This is a genomic window from Rhizobium giardinii bv. giardinii H152 (assembly GCF_000379605.1).
Taxonomy (GTDB): domain Bacteria; phylum Pseudomonadota; class Alphaproteobacteria; order Rhizobiales; family Rhizobiaceae; genus Pararhizobium; species Pararhizobium giardinii.
Genome location: NZ_KB902680.1, coordinates 15402 through 33902 on the forward strand (window position 1 = coordinate 15402; position 18501 = coordinate 33902).

21 protein-coding genes are annotated in these 18501 nt (G+C 62.5%); 10 read left to right on the plus strand and 11 right to left on the minus strand.

Features of this window, described 5'->3' with window-relative positions; translation table 11 throughout:
- Positions 1-62: 62 nt before the first annotated feature.
- The 11 genes from A3AY_RS0115845 to A3AY_RS0115895 form a co-directional block, all read right to left on the minus strand.
- Complete coding sequence (locus A3AY_RS0115845) at positions 63-503, minus strand: CBS domain-containing protein (protein ID WP_018326634.1); 441 nt, start codon at positions 501-503, stop codon at positions 63-65.
- 44 nt (positions 504-547) lie between these two features.
- Entirely contained in the window at positions 548-1114 is a 567-nt protein-coding gene (locus A3AY_RS0115850) for an NADH-quinone oxidoreductase subunit I (protein ID WP_018326635.1), read from the minus strand.
- Positions 1115-1124: 10 nt separating this feature from the next.
- Entirely contained in the window at positions 1125-2126 is a 1002-nt protein-coding gene (nuoH, locus tag A3AY_RS0115855; protein WP_018326636.1) for an NADH-quinone oxidoreductase subunit NuoH, read from the minus strand.
- 177 nt (positions 2127-2303) lie between these two features.
- The gene (locus tag A3AY_RS0115860; protein ID WP_018326637.1) at positions 2304-3194 is read right to left on the minus strand and encodes an alpha/beta hydrolase family protein; all 891 of its coding nucleotides are present in this window, start codon (positions 3192-3194) and stop codon (positions 2304-2306) included.
- Positions 3195-3221: 27 nt separating this feature from the next.
- Entirely contained in the window at positions 3222-3575 is a 354-nt protein-coding gene (locus tag A3AY_RS0115865; RefSeq protein ID WP_018326638.1) for a cytochrome C oxidase subunit IV family protein, read from the minus strand.
- Positions 3576-3584: 9 nt separating this feature from the next.
- Complete coding sequence (locus A3AY_RS0115870) at positions 3585-4307, minus strand: heme-copper oxidase subunit III family protein (RefSeq protein WP_018326639.1); 723 nt, start codon at positions 4305-4307, stop codon at positions 3585-3587.
- Between the two features lie 12 nt (positions 4308-4319).
- Positions 4320-5024 carry a cytochrome c oxidase subunit 3 gene (locus A3AY_RS0115875; protein WP_018326640.1) on the minus strand — a complete coding sequence of 235 codons (705 nt, stop codon included), beginning with the start codon at positions 5022-5024 and terminating at the stop codon, positions 4320-4322.
- Positions 5021-6799: a cytochrome c oxidase subunit I gene (ctaD, locus tag A3AY_RS0115880; RefSeq protein WP_018326641.1), complete on the minus strand. Its 1779-nt coding sequence runs from the start codon at positions 6797-6799 to the stop codon at positions 5021-5023. Before ctaD ends, A3AY_RS0115875 begins: the two co-directional genes overlap by 4 nt.
- A 33-nt stretch (positions 6800-6832) precedes the next feature.
- The gene (locus A3AY_RS0115885; protein ID WP_026203491.1) at positions 6833-7672 is read right to left on the minus strand and encodes a cytochrome c oxidase subunit II; all 840 of its coding nucleotides are present in this window, start codon (positions 7670-7672) and stop codon (positions 6833-6835) included.
- 143 nt (positions 7673-7815) lie between these two features.
- Positions 7816-8181: a c-type cytochrome gene (locus tag A3AY_RS0115890; protein WP_018326643.1), complete on the minus strand. Its 366-nt coding sequence runs from the start codon at positions 8179-8181 to the stop codon at positions 7816-7818.
- Between the two features lie 215 nt (positions 8182-8396).
- Positions 8397-9122, minus strand: a complete 726-nt coding sequence (locus tag A3AY_RS0115895) for a GntR family transcriptional regulator (protein WP_018326644.1) — start codon at positions 9120-9122, stop codon at positions 8397-8399.
- Positions 9123-9223: 101 nt separating this feature from the next.
- Here A3AY_RS0115895 and A3AY_RS0115900 point away from each other — a divergent pair, with 101 nt between their 5' ends.
- The 10 genes from A3AY_RS0115900 to A3AY_RS0115945 all read left to right on the plus strand — a co-directional run bounded on the left by A3AY_RS0115900 (position 9224) and on the right by A3AY_RS0115945 (position 18367).
- A complete protein-coding gene (locus A3AY_RS0115900) occupies positions 9224-9826 on the plus strand; it encodes an amino acid synthesis family protein (RefSeq protein WP_018326645.1) in 603 nt (200 codons plus the stop codon).
- Positions 9827-9833: 7 nt separating this feature from the next.
- Positions 9834-10631, plus strand: a complete 798-nt coding sequence (locus A3AY_RS0115905; protein WP_018326646.1) for an alpha/beta fold hydrolase — start codon at positions 9834-9836, stop codon at positions 10629-10631.
- Entirely contained in the window at positions 10628-11554 is a 927-nt protein-coding gene (locus A3AY_RS0115910; protein WP_018326647.1) for a flavin reductase, read from the plus strand. Before A3AY_RS0115905 ends, A3AY_RS0115910 begins: the two co-directional genes overlap by 4 nt.
- Before the next feature lie 5 nt (positions 11555-11559).
- Complete coding sequence (locus tag A3AY_RS0115915) at positions 11560-12597, plus strand: LLM class flavin-dependent oxidoreductase (RefSeq protein WP_018326648.1); 1038 nt, start codon at positions 11560-11562, stop codon at positions 12595-12597.
- Positions 12598-12601: 4 nt separating this feature from the next.
- Positions 12602-14068: an aldehyde dehydrogenase gene (locus A3AY_RS0115920; RefSeq protein WP_018326649.1), complete on the plus strand. Its 1467-nt coding sequence runs from the start codon at positions 12602-12604 to the stop codon at positions 14066-14068.
- A 5-nt stretch (positions 14069-14073) separates the two neighbouring features.
- Entirely contained in the window at positions 14074-14403 is a 330-nt protein-coding gene (locus A3AY_RS0115925; RefSeq protein ID WP_018326650.1) for an NIPSNAP family protein, read from the plus strand.
- A 117-nt stretch (positions 14404-14520) separates the two neighbouring features.
- The gene (locus tag A3AY_RS0115930) at positions 14521-15531 is read left to right on the plus strand and encodes an ABC transporter substrate-binding protein (protein WP_018326651.1); all 1011 of its coding nucleotides are present in this window, start codon (positions 14521-14523) and stop codon (positions 15529-15531) included.
- 115 nt (positions 15532-15646) lie between these two features.
- Entirely contained in the window at positions 15647-16486 is an 840-nt protein-coding gene (locus tag A3AY_RS0115935; protein WP_051108361.1) for an ABC transporter permease, read from the plus strand.
- A gap of 1 nt (position 16487) precedes the next feature.
- Positions 16488-17288: an ABC transporter permease gene (locus A3AY_RS0115940; protein WP_018326653.1), complete on the plus strand. Its 801-nt coding sequence runs from the start codon at positions 16488-16490 to the stop codon at positions 17286-17288.
- Positions 17285-18367, plus strand: coding sequence for an ABC transporter ATP-binding protein (locus tag A3AY_RS0115945; protein WP_018326654.1), 1083 nt, complete (start codon positions 17285-17287; stop codon positions 18365-18367). The genes A3AY_RS0115940 and A3AY_RS0115945 overlap by 4 nt, the downstream gene beginning before the upstream one ends.
- Positions 18368-18501 lie beyond the last annotated feature (134 nt).

Genomic DNA, 18501 nt, shown 5'->3' on the forward strand with positions numbered 1-18501 from the left:
GCACTGCAAGCCTCTACGGCAAGCTGCCGTTGACCCAGCGTCTGCACCACGATCCGCCGACGTCAGTGATACCTGGTCCCGCAGATGTAATCCTGCAGATCCTGCTCCGTGCGCTGCGCTTCGTCGAGCCTGTGTTTAACCACGTCGCCGATGCTGACCACGCCGACAATGTCGTCGCCGTCCCTGACCAGCACATGACGCGTCCGCCGCTGGGTCATGATCCCCATCGCGACGGGGAGCACATCCCGTGTCGAACAGGTCGCCACGTTGCGGTTCATGATGTCCGCGACCCGCATCATCGCCGCCTTGGCCCCGTATTCCGCCACCGCATTGCAGCAATCCCGCTCCGACAGCGTACCCAGATATTCGCTGTTCGACTGGCTGACGACGACGAAGCCGATATTGTTGTCGCGAAACAGCCTGAGGACTTCCACCATCGTCTGATCGGGCGCGACGGCGATGACACCGGCACCCTTGTTCTTCATGATTTCGCCGACAAACATCTGAGCCTCCTTCCAAGCGCTTCTGTTTGACAGCTGGCGCGGGTTCACGTTCTCCGGATATTCCGCCACCAGTTGTAGCCTTGCGTCTCCTTCGTCTCGACGCGTACGTCCTTCTTCGTATCCAGGCGCGCGGCAACCACGCCGCCGCCGGTTGCCGCCTTGCCAGGCTTGGCGAGCAGATCGTCGCGCCCGATCACCAGGTCGCGCGAGGAAAAACTCGAGAATTCATATTGCTGGCCAAGCGCGATCGCGTCCGCCGGGCAGGCGTCCTCGCACAGCCCGCAGAACAGGCACCGGGCCGTGTCGATCTCGAATTTCGCCGGGTGACGTTTGCCGTTCTCGTCCTCGTAGGGGACAACTTCGATGCAGTCGCAGGGACAGATCCGCGCGCAAAGCTCGCAGGCCACACATTTGATCTCGCCCTCTTCGTCGCGCTTCAGGAAGTGATGCCCGCGGTAGCGCGGGTAGGGCAGCCATTTTTCCTGGTCCGGATACTGCATGGTGACGGGCCTGGAGAACATGTAGCCGAAGGTCAAAGCCAAGCCGTTCGCCAGATCGGCGAAGAACCCCCAGCCGATCCATGTTCCAACTCTGTCCTTTGCGCGCGACATCGCCGCCTCGCTACGGAGCCCCTACGGCTCCTAAAAGTACACCGGTTATAATTATGTTCGCCATCGACAGAGGAAGCAAGACTTTCCATCCGATCGCCATCAGCTGGTCGTAACGGTAGCGCGGGAACGTGAAGCGGAACCAGATAAACAGATAGACGAAGAATGCGACCTTGAGCACAAACCAGAGGAGCGGTGGCAAGGGGACCAATACACCGTTCCAGCCGCCGAAGAACAGGATCACCACCAGGACCGACACCAGCAACACGATGGCATATTCGCTGACCATGAAGAACGCGAAGCGGATACCGCTGTATTCGGTATGGAACCCGGCTCCCAGATCGCCTTCCGCTTCCGCCAGGTCGAAAGGAATGCGCTGCGCCTCGGCGAGCCCGGCAACGAAGAACACGAAGAAGCCGACCGGCTGGTAGACGACATTCCAGACATCGGCTTGCGCCCGTACGATGTCGAGCAGGCTCATCGACTGCGCCAGCATCACCACGCCGATGACCGCGAACCCCATCGGGATCTCGTAGCTGATCATCTGCGCGCAGGTCCTGAGGCTCCCCAGCACGGCGTATTTGCTGTTGGCGGCCCAGCCGCCGAAAATGACGCCATAGACTTCGATGCCGATCACCGCGAAAACGAAAAGGAGCGCCACATTCATGTTGGAGACGTAGAGCGTGATCTCGGTGCCGAGGACCGAGATACTCTCGCCGAAGGGAACGGCGACGAACACCACGAAGGGCGGGGCGAGCGCCAGGATTGGCGCCAGCTTGAACAGGAAGCGGTCGGCTTCGGCCGGGATGTGGTCTTCCTTGGTCAGGAGCTTGATCCCGTCCGCCACCGGCTGCAGCAGCCCGTGCCAGCCGACGCGCATCGGCCCCATCCGCTGCTGCATGTGTCCGGCGACCTTGCGCTCCACCCAGGTTAGCGGCAAGGGCAGCAGCAGCAGGATCGCAATCAGAAACGCGACCTTGAAGACGATCAGGCCAAGGGCAACGGCAAGTTCCATGATCCGCGGCTACTTCTTCAATCGGTTGAAATGCGCGACCGGACGTTGGCTCCGGACTATACAGTACAGCACTTTGCGCGGCTCTCAAAGCGACAGTAAAAACAGCCAGATCTGCCAACAAAACTAACCTGCGCGCCAATATCCCGGCCCTCCCGGTGCAGCTGCTCGACTGGCGCTTCACAGATGGCGGCGGAAGAAATCAAGCACCGCGCGACGCATGGTTTCCGTTTCACGATGCCCGACACCCTCTTCTTCCAGCAGAGCGAGCATCGGCCGTTTGCCTGCAGCGTCGTAAGCGGCGGCGGTTGCGGTGAAGGCGCGGCGAATGGCCGGCGGCGGCGTCAGCGGATCATCGAGGCCAACGCAGATCAGCTGGGGACGCGGCGCGATGAGACCGGCGATCTCGCCGTTCGAGGTTTCCGACAGCAAACCGGGGATCGTCAGGTAATGGCCGTGCAGGTCGTGGGCGCCGGTCTCGATGAGAGTGGTGAAATCGGCATAGCTGCACAGATGTGCGACGGCAGCGATACGGGCATCGATGGCGGTGAGGAAATAGGAAAGGGTGGCACCCATCGAGATGCCGGTCATGCCGATGCGGCCCGTATCGACATCGCCGCGTGACGCAAGCCAGGTCAATGCGGCAGCCTGCTCACCGAGCATCTGGCCAAACAGCGTTCGCCCCTGCCAAAGAGCGGCCTTTGCCGCTGCACTCTCGGTCACCCCGGCCCTCTCGCCGAAGGTCGGCATCTCGATGCAAAGGGTGACATAGCCTTCCCGAGCCAGGACGGGTCCGGGAGCATCCAGCAGTGCGGGCCGTCCGTCCAGCAGTTCGCTGGCGCCGATATCATATTTGCCTCCATGGGCATGAGCGTAGAGAAGCGCTGGTCCTCGCCCGCGGCTTGCGATCGGCCGTGTAATGAAACCGCGGATTTCCGGTCCATCGGACAGGCGGAAGCGGAGGCGTTCGACGGCATGGTCGCCACGGTCCTCGGCAACGGACGCGACCAGATCCAGCGACGCATCCGTCACATGCAGAAGGTCCTTCAGCCGTTCGGCGGAAATGGGCATTGGTTGCTCCCGGGTAGCCGGGGCCGCTTATTGAGCGCCGCCGGAGACGGCCATGCGCGTGAAAATCGTGTAGTTGGATTCCGATACCATCATGGCGACGAAGACGAGGACCAAGAGCGGCGGCAGCAGGATGGCATAGACGAGTGCCAGCCGCTCCCAGGCCATATGCATGAACACGGCGACGATCAGCCCCGCCTTCAGGATCATGAAAAGCAGGATCAGGAACCACCGCAGGTATCCGTGCAGGCCGACATAGTCGACGAAATAGGAGCCGGCACTGAGGACGAACAGAAATCCCCAGACGACGAGATAGAGCCGGATCGGATGCTGCTGATGCTGCTCCTTCACCTGCGCTTGGGCATGCGCTGCAACTTGTTCCATCAGATCACCTCACCACAGATAGAAGAAAGCGAAGATGAAGACCCAGACCAGATCGACGAAGTGCCAGTAGAGGCCCATGATCTCGACGATCTCGTAATTGCCCTTGCGGCTGGTGAAAAAGCCTCGCCTTTCCGCGTCGAAATCGCCGCGCCAGACCTTGCGCGCGACTATCAGCAGAAACAGCACGCCGAACGAGACATGGGTGCCGTGAAACCCGGTGATCATGAAGAAGGACGAGCCGAATTGGGCAGCACCCCAGGGGTTTTCCCAGGGGCGAACGCCCTCCGCGATCAGTTTCGACCATTCGAAGGCCTGCATCCCGACGAAGGATGCCCCAAGAACAGCTGTCAGCAGCATCAGGGCAGCCGTCGTGCGCCGATCGCGGCGATAGCCGAAATTGACGGCCATCGCCATCGTGCCGCTGCTCGAGATCAGGATGAAGGTCATGATGGCAATCAGGATCAACGGAATTTCCTGGCCGCCGATCGTCAGCGCGAAGACCTCGCTGGGGTTCGGCCAGGGCACGGGTGTCGACATGCGGGCGGTCATGTAGGCGAGCAGGAAGCAGCCGAAGATGAAGGTGTCGCTGAGCAGGAAGATCCACATCATGGCCTTGCCCCAGGACACGTTCTTGAACGCGCGCTGGTCGGAGGAAAAGTCGGCGACGACTCCGCGCAGGCCGGGCGGGCGCCCATCAGTTTCGCCGGTATGCGTCTGTACGGACTGCGCCATCGTCACCACTCCCTATGTGAGCAATTGCCGGCAAAGATCGGCGAAATCATTTGCCCAGCCAGCGAAGAGTGCAAACAGGATCAGCCAGACGGCGAGCATGAAGTGCCAGTAGACGGCACAGAGATCGACGCTCAGCCGCAGGCTGCGGGATGCGGGGGCGCTCCAGGCTTTCACCGTCGTCCGGCCAAGCGCCACAAGGCCGCCGAGAATGTGGAGGCCGTGCATTCCCGTGATCACGTAGAAGAAGCTGTTGGCGGGATTGTCGGCGAGCACATAGCCTGCCTGCGTCAGTTCCCGCCAGGCGAAGACTTGCCCGGTCAGAAAGAGGATCGCGGTTGCCAGCGCGGCAAGCAGGGCGGTGCGCATGGGGTCGTCACGGCCGCGCTCCGCTTCCGTTTTCGCCCATTGCATCGCCGCACTGCTGACGATCAGCATGGCGGTGTTCAGCCAGAGCAGGCGGGGAATGGGCGTCGACCACCAGTCGGGCGTTCCGACCCGCATCAGATAGGCGCTGATGAAGAGGCTGAAGAGGGCGCCGACGACGGCGAGAAACACATAGAGGCCGATTTTTACCGCTGGGATCGGCGACCGTTCGCCGCCTCCCGGCTGTCCAAGGTGGCCCACTTCCAGCCATGGCCTGGAGGTCAGCCGCTGCTGGGCCATCCACCAGATGATGATGGCGGCGATGGCGGCGAGGAAGAGCAGCATGACGCTCATGATGCCGCCTCTCGCGTCGGGCCGCCGAGCCCCGGCTGGTTCTGGGGAATGAAGTCTTCGGCCGCACCCGGGACGCTGTAGTCATAGGCCCAGCGATAGACGATCGGCAGTTCCTTGCCCCAGTTGCCATGGGCGGGCGGGGTCTGCGGCGTCTGCCATTCGAGCGTTGTCGCCCGCCAGGGGTTGCCGCCGGCCTCTCTGCCCTTCTTCAGGCTCCAGACAAGGTTGAACAGGAACAGGATCTGGGCGGCGCCGACGGTGAGCGCCATCACGGAGATGAACGCGTTCAGCGTGTGGGCCGATTCCGGAATGAAGGCCGTTTCGCCCAGTTCGTGATAGCGGCGCGGAATGCCCAGCAGGCCGAGATAGTGCATCGGGAAGAAGATCAGATAGGCGCCGAGGAACGTGACCCAGAAATGGATCTGGCCCATCGCCTCGTTCAGCATCCGTCCGGTAACTTTCGGATACCAGTGATAGATCGCGCCGAAAATGACGAGGATCGGTGCGACGCCCATGACCATGTGGAAATGCGCGACGACGAACATCGTGTCGGACAGGGGCACGTCGACGACGACATTGCCGAGGAACAGACCGGTCAGCCCGCCATTGACGAAGGTGACGATGAAGGCAAGCGCAAACAGCATCGGCAGCGACAGGTGGATATCGCCGCGCCAGAGGGTCAGCACCCAGTTGTAGACCTTGATCGCGGTCGGAACCGCGATGATCAGCGTCGTGGTGGCGAAGAAGAAGCCGAATTTCGGGTTCATGCCGCTGACATACATGTGGTGCGCCCAGACGATGAAGGAGAGCGCGCCGATGATGACGATCGCCCAGACCATCATGCGATAGCCGAAGATGTTCTTTCTTGCATGGGTGCTGATCAGATCGGACACGATGCCGAAGGCGGGAAGGGCGACGATGTAGACTTCGGGATGGCCGAAGAACCAGAACAGGTGCTGGAAGAGGATCGGGCTGCCGCCGCCCTGTTGCAGCTGCTCGCCCATCTCGACGATTGCCGGCATGAAGAAACTGGTGCCGAGAAGCCTGTCGAACAGCATCATGACTGCGGCGACGAAGAGGGCGGGGAAGGCAAGCAGTGCCATGACCGTCGCCGTGAAGATGCCCCAGATGGTGAGCGGCATGCGCATCAGCGTCATGCCGCGGGCGCGGCCCTGCAGCACGGTGACGACGTAGTTCAGACCGCCCATGGTGAAGCCGATGATGAACAGGATGAGGGAAAACAGCATCAGCAGGATGCCCCAATCCTTGCCACCCGGCGTGCCGGAAAGAATGGCCTGCGGCGGATAGAGCGTCCAGCCGGCGCCCGTCGGTCCGCCGGGGGCAAAGAAGCCGGCGGCAAGGACAAGGACGGCGAGCAGATAGAGCCAGTAGCTCAGCATGTTGGCGTAGGGAAACACCATGTCCCGGGCGCCGACCATCAAGGGGATGAGATAATTGCCGAAACCGCCGAGAAACAGCGCGGTCAGGAGATAGATCACCATGATCATGCCGTGCATGGTGATGAACTGGTAATAGTGATCGGCGTCGATGAAATCGAACGTGCCGGGAAAGCCGAGTTGCAGGCGCATCAGCCAGGAGAGCACCAGCGCCACCATGCCTATGGCGGTCGCGGTCATCGAATACTGGATGGCGATGATCTTGGCGTCCTGGCTGAAGACATATTTGGTCCACCAGCTCTTCGGATGATAAAGCTCGACATCCTCCACTTCAGAAGGCGGGATGGCTTCGCTTGCGTCGGACCTGATATCGACCATCATTTCCCTCCCGGTTCGTCTTTGGCGCGCCTTCTACTTCGAGGAGGACGTGCTGGATGCAATCGTCGTCTGTTCCTGTCTTGCTGCGAGAAGCTGGGTGAACGTCTGCTGCTCCTGCAGCCACGTTTGATAGTCGGCCTCGTTGTCGACCACGACGGTGCCGCGCATCTGCGGGTGCCCGGTGCCGCAGAGTTCGGCGCACAGGACTTCGAACGTCCCGGTTCTGGTCGGCGTGAACCAGAAATAGGTCTCCATGCCCGGGATCATATCCATCTTCGCCCGGAATTCGGGGACGTAGAAATCATGCAGCACGTCGACCGAGCGCAGCAGCATCTTGACGGGCTTGCCGACCGGCAGGTGCAATTCGCCGCCCTCGATGATGAGGTCGTCGAGACCGTTTGCGTCATCGGGGTTTACGCCGAGTGCATTGCCGTCGCCGATGGCGCGGGTGTTGGAGGTGCCGAGCTTGCCGTCGGCGCCGGGCAGCCGGAAGCTCCAGAGCCACTGCTGGCCAACGACCTCGACCTCGGTGGTTCCGGGCGGCACGGTGACGAACTGGTGCCAGACGAAAAGCCCCGGCGCCAGCATGGCGGCGACGCCGATGCTTGTCACCGAGGCGAGCCATACTTCCAGCTTCTTGTTTTCCGGTTCGTAGGCGGCGCGGTTTCCCGGGCGGTGGCGGAAGCGAAAGACGCAATAGGCGACGAACAGCACCACCGCGACGAAGACGAAGCCGGTGATCCAGAACGTGATGATGATGGTATTGTCGATGTAGTTCCAGTTAGACGCAATCGGCGTCCACCACCAGGGGCTGAACAGATGGAACACCACGGATCCAACTGCCACGAAAACGAGAATAAGCACTACAGCCATTTCCTGTCCCCTCCCTGCCTCGGACGGCTGCGGACATGAATGCGTAACCTGTAGAAATATTGCAGAATCAGTATCGCACGAACAACAAATTCAGGCAATTAGCAGTGTGCATACGCCTAAAGAGTGGGCGCGCATGTTTGTTGTCAGGGGAATTGCTTGAGATAGGCGATCAGGTTGGTGATTTCGTCGTCCTTCTTCACCCCGGCGAAGGCCATTTTCGTTCCTTTTACTTTCGCCTTTGGATTGTGCAGGTAGTCGCGCAGCGATGTTTCGTCCCAGACCAGCCCGCCTTCGCCCGCCGCCTTCATCCCCGACGAGTAGCTGAAATCCGGGTGTGTTCCGGCCTTCCTGCCGAACAGGCCCTTCAGCGAGGGGCCGACCTTGTTCTTGTCGCTATCGACGACGTGACAGGTTGCGCATTTCTTGAAGACGGCGGCGCCCGCCTCGGCATCGCCTTCCTGGGCGAGGGCGCCGGGTGGACAGAGTACGGCTAGGGATAGCCCGATCATCAGAATTTGGTTTCGCACTGCAATCCTCCTCCAGGTTGCCCGAAACACCGGCCCGCGGATCGTGACGTGCCGCCGTGGTCGGAGCGCACCACTCGTAACCGTTGCCGGCGAAAGGCGGTTGCGCTCAGGAAAAGGTATGCCTCAGTCCTGATAAGTCAATCGGTTAGATTGGCCGAAGTTGTTGTGTTCGAAACGACGCGCAAAGGTAGGGGCGGTCAAAGCTTCGGCTGGTCGACCGGTACCAGCAGACTTTGCGCAATTCGGGCTGCTTCCTCGATATGCGCGCGGCAGGCGGCGGCCGCCGCATCGGGGTCGTTGCGTTCGATGGCGTTGAAAATCTCGCGCATCCTCGCCGGACCCGAGACGGTGCGGTTGGTGGTGGAAAGGGTCATGACCCGCAGGCGGGAAATGCGGCTGTTCAGCCGCTTGACGATATCCCAGGCGATCTCGTGGACGCCCGACAGGAAGATCGTCTCGTAGAAATCGGTGGTCGCGGTAAGGATCGTCAAGGCATCGTTCTTGCGCGAATTGCGGTCGAGATCCTGCAGGATCGCCTTCAGCTTTTCCTTCGTCTTCGAATCTGCGTTGCGGGCGCAATCGGCGACCGCCGTCGTTTCGAGCGCAATGCGGACGTCGTAGATCTGCCGCGCCTGGCGCCAATCGATCCGGGCGACGATCGGCCCCTGTTTCGGCGCCGTCTCGACAAGACCTTCCGTTTCGAGATGGCGCAGCACTTCGCGGATGACGGAGCGGGAGACGCCGAGCTGGTCGCAGAGCGTGCGCTCGACGAGTCGCTGTCCGGGGTTGAAAAGGCCGGCAATGATCGCATCGCGCAGCCGGTCGAGCGCCATTTCCCGAAGGGTCACAGGCGGCGTTTCGATCCGGAGCGATGCCAGATCTCGGGCGGGTTCGGCGGTCTGGGCGAAAAGCTTGTTGTTCATGGTTCCATTCATAGACGCTGAAATGATTCAAAACAAGGCTTGACACGTCGTATTATGGTATACCATCATAAGGCATATCGACACATCGAAGGAATACGGCCTTGGCTATCGAAATCCGCAAGACACTTCTTCAGGTGGAAACCACGCTGGTCGAGGGCGGCAGGGCCGCCCAGACGCCGCTGAAGCTTTATGCCGCGATCGCGGTGGTGAAGAATCCGTGGGCCGGGCAGGGCTTCGTCGAAGACCTCAAGCCGGAGATCCATGCTGCGGCACCGGTGCTCGGCGAACTCCTCACCCGCATGATCATCGAAGCTGTAGGCTCGGGCGAAAAGGTCGAGGCCTATGGCAAAGCCGCAATCGTCGGGCTCGACGGCGAGATAGAGCATGCCTCTGCGCTGATCCATACGCTTCGCTTCGGCAATCATTATCGTACCGCGGTCGGTGCAAAGTCCTATCTTGCCTTTTGCAACACGCGGGGGCCTGCCAATGCGCCTCTGATGATCCCGCTGATGGACAAGAACGACGAGGGGCGCCGCTCGCACTACCTCACCATCCAGACGTCGGTTGCCGACGCGCCGGCTGCCAATGAGATCGTTGTCGCGCTTGGCGCTTCGGTCGGCGGCCGTCCGCATCATCGCATCGGCGATCGCTACCAGGACCTCAAGGATCTTGGCAACGACGCGAACAATCCGGCAGCGGTCTGAGGCCGACATGAAAGCGGTCCGGCGGTCACACACCAAGAACGGCACGGCCTATGCGGAGCAGGGCGCCGGCGAGCCGCTGGTGCTCGTCCATGGCGTCGGCATGCGGCTGGAGGCGTGGGCGCCGCAGATGGCGGCGCTCGGTGACAGTCATCGGGTGATCGCCGTCGACATGCCGGGGCATGGCGAGAGCCGGGCCTTGCCCGAGGGGGCAAGTCTCGAGGCCTTCGTTGAGTGGCTCGGCCGTTTTTTCGATGATCTCGATCTCGAGCGCGTCAATGTGGCCGGACACTCCATGGGCGCCCTGATTGCCGGCGGCGCTGCCGCCACGTTCGGTGCACGAATTGCGCGGGTGGCGCTGCTGAACGGCGTCTATCGTCGCGATGCGGCCGCAAGTGCGGCGGTCATCGACCGGGCGCGGGAAATCCGTGCCGGGCAGATCGATGTCGACGGTCCGCTGCTGCGCTGGTTCGGGACGGACAGCCAGGAAAGCGATGTCTACCGCCTGACCCATCGGTGGCTGTCTTCGGTCGATCGCGGGGGGTATGCTACGGCCTATGCCGCCTTTGCCGCCGGTGACAGCACCTATGCCGATTGCTGGCCGAATGTCGGATGTCCGGCACTGTTTCTGACCGGAACCGACGATCCCAATTCGACCCCCGCCATGGCGCAGGCCATGGCGGATGCGGCGCCTGCCGGTTACGCGGTGCTGATCGACGGGCACCGGCATATGGTCAACCTGACGGCGCCCGATGAGGTGAACGCGATCCTCTCGGACTGGCTGGCGAAACCGGAGGAAATGAAATGAACGAAGCGAGTTTCGATGCGCGCGCCCTGCGCGATGCGTTCGGCGCCTTTCCGACCGGCGTGACGGTGGTAACGACCCATGATCCGTCCGGCCAGCCGATCGGCTTTACCGCCAATTCCTTCACCTCGGTGTCGCTCGATCCGCCGCTGCTGTTGATCTGCCTGGCGAAGACCTCGCGAAATTTTGCGGCCATGACCGGGTCCGGCAGGTTCGCGGTGAATATCCTGTCGGAGACCCAGAAAGATGTCTCCAACACGTTTGCCCGGCCGGTCGAGGACCGTTTCGCCGCCGTCGAATGGAAGAGGGGACCGGAAGGTTCGCCGATCTTTGCCGATGTCGCGGCCTGGTTCGACTGCGCCACCGAACAGGTGCTGGATGCGGGCGACCATGTCATCATGACCGGCCGGGTGAAGGCCTTTGCCAACAGCGGCCTGAATGGCCTGGGTTATGCCAGGGGCAGCTATTTCACGCCGGCACTGGCGGGCAAGGCGGTTTCGGCGGCGGCCGAAGGCGAGGCCCAGTTGAGCGCCGTGATCGAGCGCGACGGCTCCGTCCTTCTGCTTGGAGACGATGTCCTCAGCCTTCCGACCTGCGCCATGGAAGGCGGCGAGCCGACGCAGATGCTGCGGGATTACCTGGAGACGCTGACCGGACTGAGCGTGTCGATCGGCTTCCTTTATTCCGTCTATGAAAGCCGCGCCGACAACCGGCAACATATCGTCTACCGCGCAACCGCGGCAACGGGCGAGCCGGCCGCCGGACGGTTCCTGCCGCCTGGCGAGGCGCTCAAGCACACATTCGATGCCGCCGCGACTGCCGACATCGTCCGGCGTTTCGATCTGGAAAACTCCATCGGCAATTTCGGCGTTTATTTCGGCAACGAGACGGCCGGCAAAGTACACCCGGTTTCAAGGAAGGCCTGATCGCGATGAAATTTTCCCTCTTCGTCCACATGGAGCGGCTCGATGCCGGTCAGGATCACAAGCGCCTGTACGAGGAATTCGTGGCGCTCTGCGAAATTGCCGACAAGGGCGGCATGCACGCCATCTGGACCGGCGAACATCACGGCATGGACTTTACCATCGCCCCCAATCCGTTCGTGACCATCGCCGATCTGGCGCGACGCACCACCAATGTCCGGCTCGGCACCGGCACGGTGATCGCGCCGTTCTGGCATCCGATCAAGCTTGCCGGCGAAGCGGCGATGACGGATCTCATCTGCGACGGCCGGCTGGATATCGGCATCGCGCGCGGCGCCTATTCCTTCGAATATGAACGCCTGCTGCCGGGCCTCGATGCCTGGGGGGCCGGCCAGCGCATGCGCGAACTCATTCCCGCAGTGAAGAAATTGTGGGAAGGCGACTACGCCCATGACGGCGAGTTCTACAAATTCCCGTCGACCACCTCCGCACCGAAGCCGATCCAGCAGCACCCGCCGATCTGGGTGGCGGCGCGCGATCCCAACTCCCATGAATTCGCGGTCGCCAATGGCTGCAATGTCCAGGTGACGCCGCTCTGGCAGGGCGACGACGAAGTTGCGACGCTGATGGGGCGCTTCAACGAGGCCTGCGCCAAGAACGCCGCCGTCGAGCGGCCGAAGATCATGCTTCTGCGACACACCTATGTGGGCACCGATGAAGCCGACATCGCCCAGGCCGCCAACGAGATGAGCGTCTACTACAATTACTTCTTCGCCTGGTTCAAGAACGAGAAGCCGATCCATCAGGGCCTGATCGAGCGGATTCCGCCCGAGGATATCGCCGCCAATGCCATGCTGTCGGCCGACGTCATGCGGGCCAACAACGTGGTCGGCAGTGCCGAAGCGGTGATCGGCCGGCTGAAAGCCTACGAGGCGATGGGCTACGACGAATATTCCTTCTGGATCGACACCGGCATGAGCTTCGAGCGCAAGAAGGCCTCGCTCGAACGCTTCATCGCCGAGGTCATGCCGGCATTCGGGGAGTAAGGCGATGCAGCAGTTCCAATGTTACATCGACGGACGTTTCAGCAATGGCGAGGCGCGGTTCCCAAGCGTCGATCCGGCAACCGGCACTGCCTGGGCGGAGATGCCCGAGAGCCGCGAGGCCGATGTCGACCGCGCGGTCGAGGCGGCCCACCAGGCGCTGCACGGCGGCGGCCGCTGGGCGCGGATGACGGCGACCCAGCGCGGCAAGCTGCTCTACCGGCTCGCCGATCTCATCGCGGCGGGCGTGCCGCGGCTGGCCGAGCTCGAAACCCGCGATACCGGCAAGATCATCCGCGAAACGTCCTCGCAGATCGCCTATGTCGCCGACTATTATCGCTACTATGCCGGGCTCGCCGACAAGATCGAAGGCGCCTTCCTGCCGATCGACAAGCCGGACATGGACGTCTGGCTGCGCCGCGAGCCCGTTGGTGTCGTCGCAGCGATCGTGCCCTGGAACAGCCAGCTCTTCCTCGCCGCCGTCAAGATCGGCCCGGCGCTTGCGGCCGGCTGCACGATCGTCGTCAAGGCGTCGGAAGACGGACCGGCGCCGCTGCTCGAATTTGCCCGGCTCGTCGATGAGGCCGGTTTCCCGCCGGGTGTCGTCAATGTCATCACCGGCTTTGGGGCCACCTGCGGCGCTGCGCTCACCGCGCATCCGAAGGTCGCCCATATTGCCTTTACCGGCGGGGCCGAGACCGCCCGTCATATCGTGCGCAGTTCGGCGGAGAACCTCGCCTCGACCTCGCTCGAACTCGGTGGCAAGTCGCCGCTCATCGTCTTCGCCGATGCCGATCTCGAAAGTGCCGCGAATGCGCAGGTCGCCGGCATTTTTGCCGCCACCGGCCAGAGCTGCGTCGCCGCCTCGCGGCTGATCGTCGAGCGCAGCGTCAAGGACCGCTTCCTCGAAATCCTCGCCGCCAAGGCCGAGGCGATCCGCATCGGCTCGCCGCTCTCGATGGAGACCGAGGTGGGACCGCTGGCAACGGAACGGCAGCGCCGGCATATCGAAACGCTGGTCGCCGCCTCGCTCGATGCGGGTGCCAAGGTCGTGACCGGGGGCTCGGCACCGGCCGGGGAGGGCTATTTCTATCGCCCGACCATCCTTGATTGCGATGGCACCAGCGCGCCGTCGCTGGACAAGGAATTCTTCGGCCCGGTTCTCTCCGTCATCTCCTTCGAGACGGAGGCCGAAGCGATCGAGCTTGCCAACAGCACGCCCTACGGGCTCGCCTCGGGTATCTTCACACAGAACCTGACGCGGGCGCACCGGCTGATGAAAGCGATCCGCGCCGGCATCGTCTGGGTCAACACGTACCGCGCAGTGTCGCCGATCGCGCCCTTCGGCGGGTCGGGCCTTTCCGGCGACGGGCGGGAAGGCGGGCTCGCCGCAGCGCTCGGCTACACCCGTACCAAGACCGTGTGGCTGCGGACGTCCGATGATCCGATCCCCGATCCCTTCGTGATGCGGTGACGGCGATGTTCTACGAAATCCGCACCTACCGGCTGAAGAACGGTGCCATCCCGGCCTATCTCAAGGTCGTGGAAGAGGAAGGCATCGCCATCCAGAAAAAGCATCTCGGCGCCCTGATCGGCTATTTCTTCTCGGAGATCGGCCCGATCAACGAGATCGTCCATATCTGGGGCTTTTCCAGTCTCGATGATCGCGAGTCGCGCCGCGGCCGCCTGATGGCCGATCCGGACTGGCAGGGCTTTCTGCCGAAGATCCGCGACCTGATCGAGGTCGCCGAAAACAAGATCATGAAACCGGCAGCCTTTTCGCCCACGGGAGGATCGCGGCCGGCGTGAGCACAGAAGGCCTGCATGCCGGAGTAGGAAAAAATCCGGCGTCAACAGGTCCGCAATCAGCGGCGCAGATCGCTGCAAACCATCACAAAACAGTCAACGATAACGGAGCAAGGGAACATGACAAAGACATTCATCATCGCGGCCATGGCCGCTACACTCGGGCTTTCCACCGCGGCTGCGGCCGCCGATCTGGTGTTCACCAGCTGGGGCGGAACCACCCAGGATGCACAGAAGACGGCCTGGGCTGATCCGTTCACGGCGCAAAGCGGCATCAACGTGCTGCAGGACGGACCGACCGACTACGGCAAGCTCAAGGCCATGGTCGAAGCCGGCAGCGTCACCTGGGACGTGGTCGACGTCGAGGGCGACTATGCGGTCCAGGCTGGCAAGGCCGGCCTGCTCGAAAAGCTGGATTTCTCGGTCATCGACAAGTCGAAGCTCGATCCACGCTTCCTGACCGACTACTCCGTCGGCAGCTTCTATTATTCCTTCGTCATCGGCTGCAACAAGGATGCCGTTTCGGCTTGCCCGAAGACATGGGCGGACCTGTTTGACACCGCGAAGTTCCCCGGAAAGCGGACGTTCTACAAGTGGTCGGCGCCCGGCGTGATCGAAGCTGCCTTGCTGGCAGACGGTGTCGCGCCCGAGAAGCTCTATCCGCTCGACCTCGATCGTGCCTTCAAGAAGCTCGATACCATCAAGGCCGACATCATCTGGTGGACCGGCGGGGCCCAATCCCAGCAGCTGCTGGCTTCCGCCGAAGCGCCCTTCGGCTCGTTCTGGAACGGTCGCCTGACGGCGCTTGCCGAAACCGGCGTCACCGTCGAAACGTCATGGGAGCAGAACATCACGGCGGCAGACGCCCTTGTCGTGCCGAAAGGCACGAAGAACAAGGAAGCGGCGATGAAGTTCATTGCGGCCGCGACCAGCGCCGACGCCCAGGCGAACATGGCGATCAGTACCGGCTACGCTCCGATCAACCTCGATTCCAGCGCCATCATGGATGAAAAGATCCGCATGACGCTGCCGGACATGCAGTCGGCGAGCCAGATCAATGCCGACATGGACTACTGGGCGGCAAACCGCGATGCGATCGGCGAACGCTGGTACGCGTGGCAAGCCAAGTAAGACGTCATCGGCGGGGCGCGACCGGTTCGTGCTCCGCCTTCCGTACTCGACGGAACCGTTCTGATAAAGGGTTTTCGGCATGGCCTTGCTGACCGAGCGAGACAACACAACAGTGATGGGCAAGATCCGTCCAGTCCGGTCGAGGAATTTCGCCCTGACCGTTCCGGCACTGCTGCTGCTGGTGGTGTTCTTCATCCTGCCGGTGCTGTCGCTGCTGCTGCGCAGCGTGCTGGAGCCGGAGCCGGGCCTTGGCAACTACCAGGCACTGCTTGGATCGACCACCTACCTCAAGATATTCCTGAACACCTTCAGCGTGTCCGCACTGGTCACGGTGGTGACGCTTGCCATCGGCTTTCCGGTCGCCTGGGCGCTGGCCATCATGCCTTCGCGGCTGTCCTCGATCGTCTTCGCCATCCTGCTTCTGTCGATGTGGACCAATCTTTTGACGCGCACTTATGCCTGGATGGTGCTGTTGCAGCGCACCGGCGTCATCAACAAGACGCTGATGGGGCTCGGGCTGATCAGCGAACCCCTGCCGCTCGTCAACAACCTTGTCGGCGTCACCATCGGCATGACCTATATCATGCTACCGTTCATCATCCTGCCGCTCTATGGCGTCATCCGCAAGATCGATCCGGCTATCCTGCAGGCGGCGGCGCTGTGCGGGGCGACGCGGTGGCAGGCGCTGACGCGCGTCCTCATTCCGCTTGCGACACCCGGCATGGTCTCCGGTGCCCTGATGGTCTTCGTCATGTCGCTCGGCTATTTCGTCACCCCCGCGCTGCTGGGCGGCACGGCGAACATGATGCTGGCCGAGCTCATCGCGCAATTCGTCCAGTCGCTGGTCAACTGGGGCATGGGCGGCGCAGCGGCGCTCGTGCTGCTCGTCGTCACCCTGGCACTCTATGCCATCCAGCTCAGGCTGTTCGGCACCGCCCGCATGGAGGGACGCTGAGATGCTGCTCAATTTCGATCGTCTCGGCGGCTGGAAATGGATACTGGTTGGGATCACCGGGCTGACGGCAGCCTTCCTTGTCCTTCCCATTGTCTTCATTGCCGCGCTCTCCTTCGGTTCGTCGCAATGGCTGATCTTTCCGCCGCCGGCCTGGACGCTGAAATGGTACGAGGCCTTCTTCGCCGACCCGCGCTGGCTTGAAGCCGCCGGCACGAGCTTCTACATCGCCGCCATCGTCACGGTTCTGTCGGTCCTCATTGGTCTCGTCGCCTCCTTCGGTCTCGTGCGGGGCCGCTTCATCGGCAAGGAAGGCCTGAGAGCCCTGTTCCTGACGCCGATGATCCTGCCGGTGGTGGTGCTTGCCGTCGCGCTTTATGCCTTCTTCCTCAGAATAGGCCTCAACGGCACGGTGACCGGCTTCGTCATCGCCCATCTCGTGGTGGCGCTGCCGTTCTCGATCCTTTCCATCACCAATGCGCTGGAAGGTTTCGACAAGTCGATCGAGGATGCGGCGGTGCTCTGTGGCGCAAGCCCGCTGGAGGCGAAGCTGCGGATTACCCTGCCGTCGATCAGCCATGGGCTGTTTTCGGCAGCCGTCTTCTCGTTTCTGACGTCATGGGACGAGGTCGTGCTGGCGATCTTCATGGCGAGCCCGACGCTGCAGACGCTTCCCGTCAAGATCTGGGCGACACTGCGGCAGGACCTGACGCCGGTGATCGCCGCCGCTTCCACCCTTCTGATCGTGATTACCATTGCCCTGATGCTTCTGGTCGCGCTGTTGCGCAAAGGACTGAAATCATGACCGCACCCTTCCTGCAAATCCGCACCTTGAGAAAAGACTACGGCATCGTCACGGCCATCCGGGATGTCAACCTCACGGTCGAGCGCGGCGAGTTCATGACCTTCCTCGGGCCCTCCGGATCGGGCAAGAGCACGACGCTCTACATTCTCGCCGGCTTCGAAAACCCGACGGCGGGCGACATCCTGCTGAACGGCCAGAGCCTGATTGCGACGCCCTCGCACAAGCGCAATATCGGCATGGTGTTCCAGCGCTATACGCTGTTTCCGCATCTGTCGGTCGGCGAGAACATCGCGTTTCCGTTGAAGGTCCGGCGCCTTCCCAAGACCGAAGTCGATGCCAAGGTGGCGAAGATGCTGAAGCTCGTCCGGCTCGAAGGGTTCGAGGACCGGAAGCCGGCGCAGATGTCGGGTGGCCAGCAGCAGCGCGTGGCGCTGGCGCGGGCGCTCGCCTATGATCCACCCGTGCTGCTGATGGACGAGCCGCTATCGGCGCTCGACAAGAAGCTGCGGGAGGAGATCCAGCACGAGATCCGCCGTATCCATCAGGAAACCGAGGTGACCATCCTCTATGTGACGCACGACCAAGAGGAGGCGCTGCGGCTGTCGGATCGCATCGCAGTGTTCTCCAAGGGGGTGATCGACCAGATCGGCACCGGGCCGGAGCTCTACGCCAATCCCTCGACCCGCTTTGTCGCGGAGTTCATCGGTGACAGCGACTTCGTCACCTGCCGCGTCCTGTCAGCGCGGGACGGGCGGGCGGAACTCGCGGTGGGCAAGGACATGACGATCAGCGGCGTTCCCATCCATGGCAGTGCTGCGGCCGGCAGCAACGCCGCCTTGATGCTGCGCCCCGAACGCCTCTCCCTCAAGCGTGGACAGACCGGCGGCAACGGGCTGTCGGCCACCGTCACGGACATCACCTTCCTCGGCAGCAACATCCATGTTGCCGCAACGGTCCCGTCCGGTGAAGCGCTGTCGGTGCGATTGCCCTTCGGACACGAGGCAACCGCCGGCCTGGCGCGGGGTGACACGGTGTCGCTCGGTTTCGACCCGGCCAGCGCGCACGTCTTCTGCGCTTAGTCGGCGCCGCCGCGGCGGCAATCGCTCATATCGTGCGAACTTGCGCTTGAGCGGCGTCAGGCGCGGCGATACGGTCTCGATCGGGACATCGCGTATTGCGACGTCGGCAGTCGAGGGAGTGGCGGGCGTGAGCA

Bases quoted from the DNA above. Each gene is read 5' to 3' on its own strand.
- A3AY_RS0115845 (WP_018326634.1), bottom strand. From the start codon at position 503: ATGTTTGTCGGCGAAATCATGAAGAACAAGGGTGCCGGTGTCATCGCC.
- A3AY_RS0115850 (WP_018326635.1), bottom strand. From the start codon at position 1,114: ATGTCGCGCGCAAAGGACAGAGTTGGAACATGGATCGGCTGGGGGTTC.
- nuoH (WP_018326636.1), bottom strand. From the start codon at position 2,126: ATGGAACTTGCCGTTGCCCTTGGCCTGATCGTCTTCAAGGTCGCGTTT.
- A3AY_RS0115860 (WP_018326637.1), bottom strand. From the start codon at position 3,194: ATGCCCATTTCCGCCGAACGGCTGAAGGACCTTCTGCATGTGACGGAT.
- A3AY_RS0115865 (WP_018326638.1), bottom strand. From the start codon at position 3,575: ATGGAACAAGTTGCAGCGCATGCCCAAGCGCAGGTGAAGGAGCAGCAT.
- A3AY_RS0115870 (WP_018326639.1), bottom strand. From the start codon at position 4,307: ATGGCGCAGTCCGTACAGACGCATACCGGCGAAACTGATGGGCGCCCG.
- A3AY_RS0115875 (WP_018326640.1), bottom strand. From the start codon at position 5,024: ATGAGCGTCATGCTGCTCTTCCTCGCCGCCATCGCCGCCATCATCATC.
- ctaD (WP_018326641.1), bottom strand. From the start codon at position 6,799: ATGGTCGATATCAGGTCCGACGCAAGCGAAGCCATCCCGCCTTCTGAA.
- A3AY_RS0115885 (WP_026203491.1), bottom strand. From the start codon at position 7,672: ATGGCTGTAGTGCTTATTCTCGTTTTCGTGGCAGTTGGATCCGTGGTG.
- A3AY_RS0115890 (WP_018326643.1), bottom strand. From the start codon at position 8,181: ATGATCGGGCTATCCCTAGCCGTACTCTGTCCACCCGGCGCCCTCGCC.
- A3AY_RS0115895 (WP_018326644.1), bottom strand. From the start codon at position 9,122: ATGAACAACAAGCTTTTCGCCCAGACCGCCGAACCCGCCCGAGATCTG.
- A3AY_RS0115905 (WP_018326646.1), top strand. From the start codon at position 9,834: ATGAAAGCGGTCCGGCGGTCACACACCAAGAACGGCACGGCCTATGCG.
- A3AY_RS0115910 (WP_018326647.1), top strand. From the start codon at position 10,628: ATGAACGAAGCGAGTTTCGATGCGCGCGCCCTGCGCGATGCGTTCGGC.
- A3AY_RS0115915 (WP_018326648.1), top strand. From the start codon at position 11,560: ATGAAATTTTCCCTCTTCGTCCACATGGAGCGGCTCGATGCCGGTCAG.
- A3AY_RS0115920 (WP_018326649.1), top strand. From the start codon at position 12,602: ATGCAGCAGTTCCAATGTTACATCGACGGACGTTTCAGCAATGGCGAG.
- A3AY_RS0115925 (WP_018326650.1), top strand. From the start codon at position 14,074: ATGTTCTACGAAATCCGCACCTACCGGCTGAAGAACGGTGCCATCCCG.
- A3AY_RS0115930 (WP_018326651.1), top strand. From the start codon at position 14,521: ATGACAAAGACATTCATCATCGCGGCCATGGCCGCTACACTCGGGCTT.
- A3AY_RS0115935 (WP_051108361.1), top strand. From the start codon at position 15,647: ATGGGCAAGATCCGTCCAGTCCGGTCGAGGAATTTCGCCCTGACCGTT.
- A3AY_RS0115940 (WP_018326653.1), top strand. From the start codon at position 16,488: ATGCTGCTCAATTTCGATCGTCTCGGCGGCTGGAAATGGATACTGGTT.
- A3AY_RS0115945 (WP_018326654.1), top strand. From the start codon at position 17,285: ATGACCGCACCCTTCCTGCAAATCCGCACCTTGAGAAAAGACTACGGC.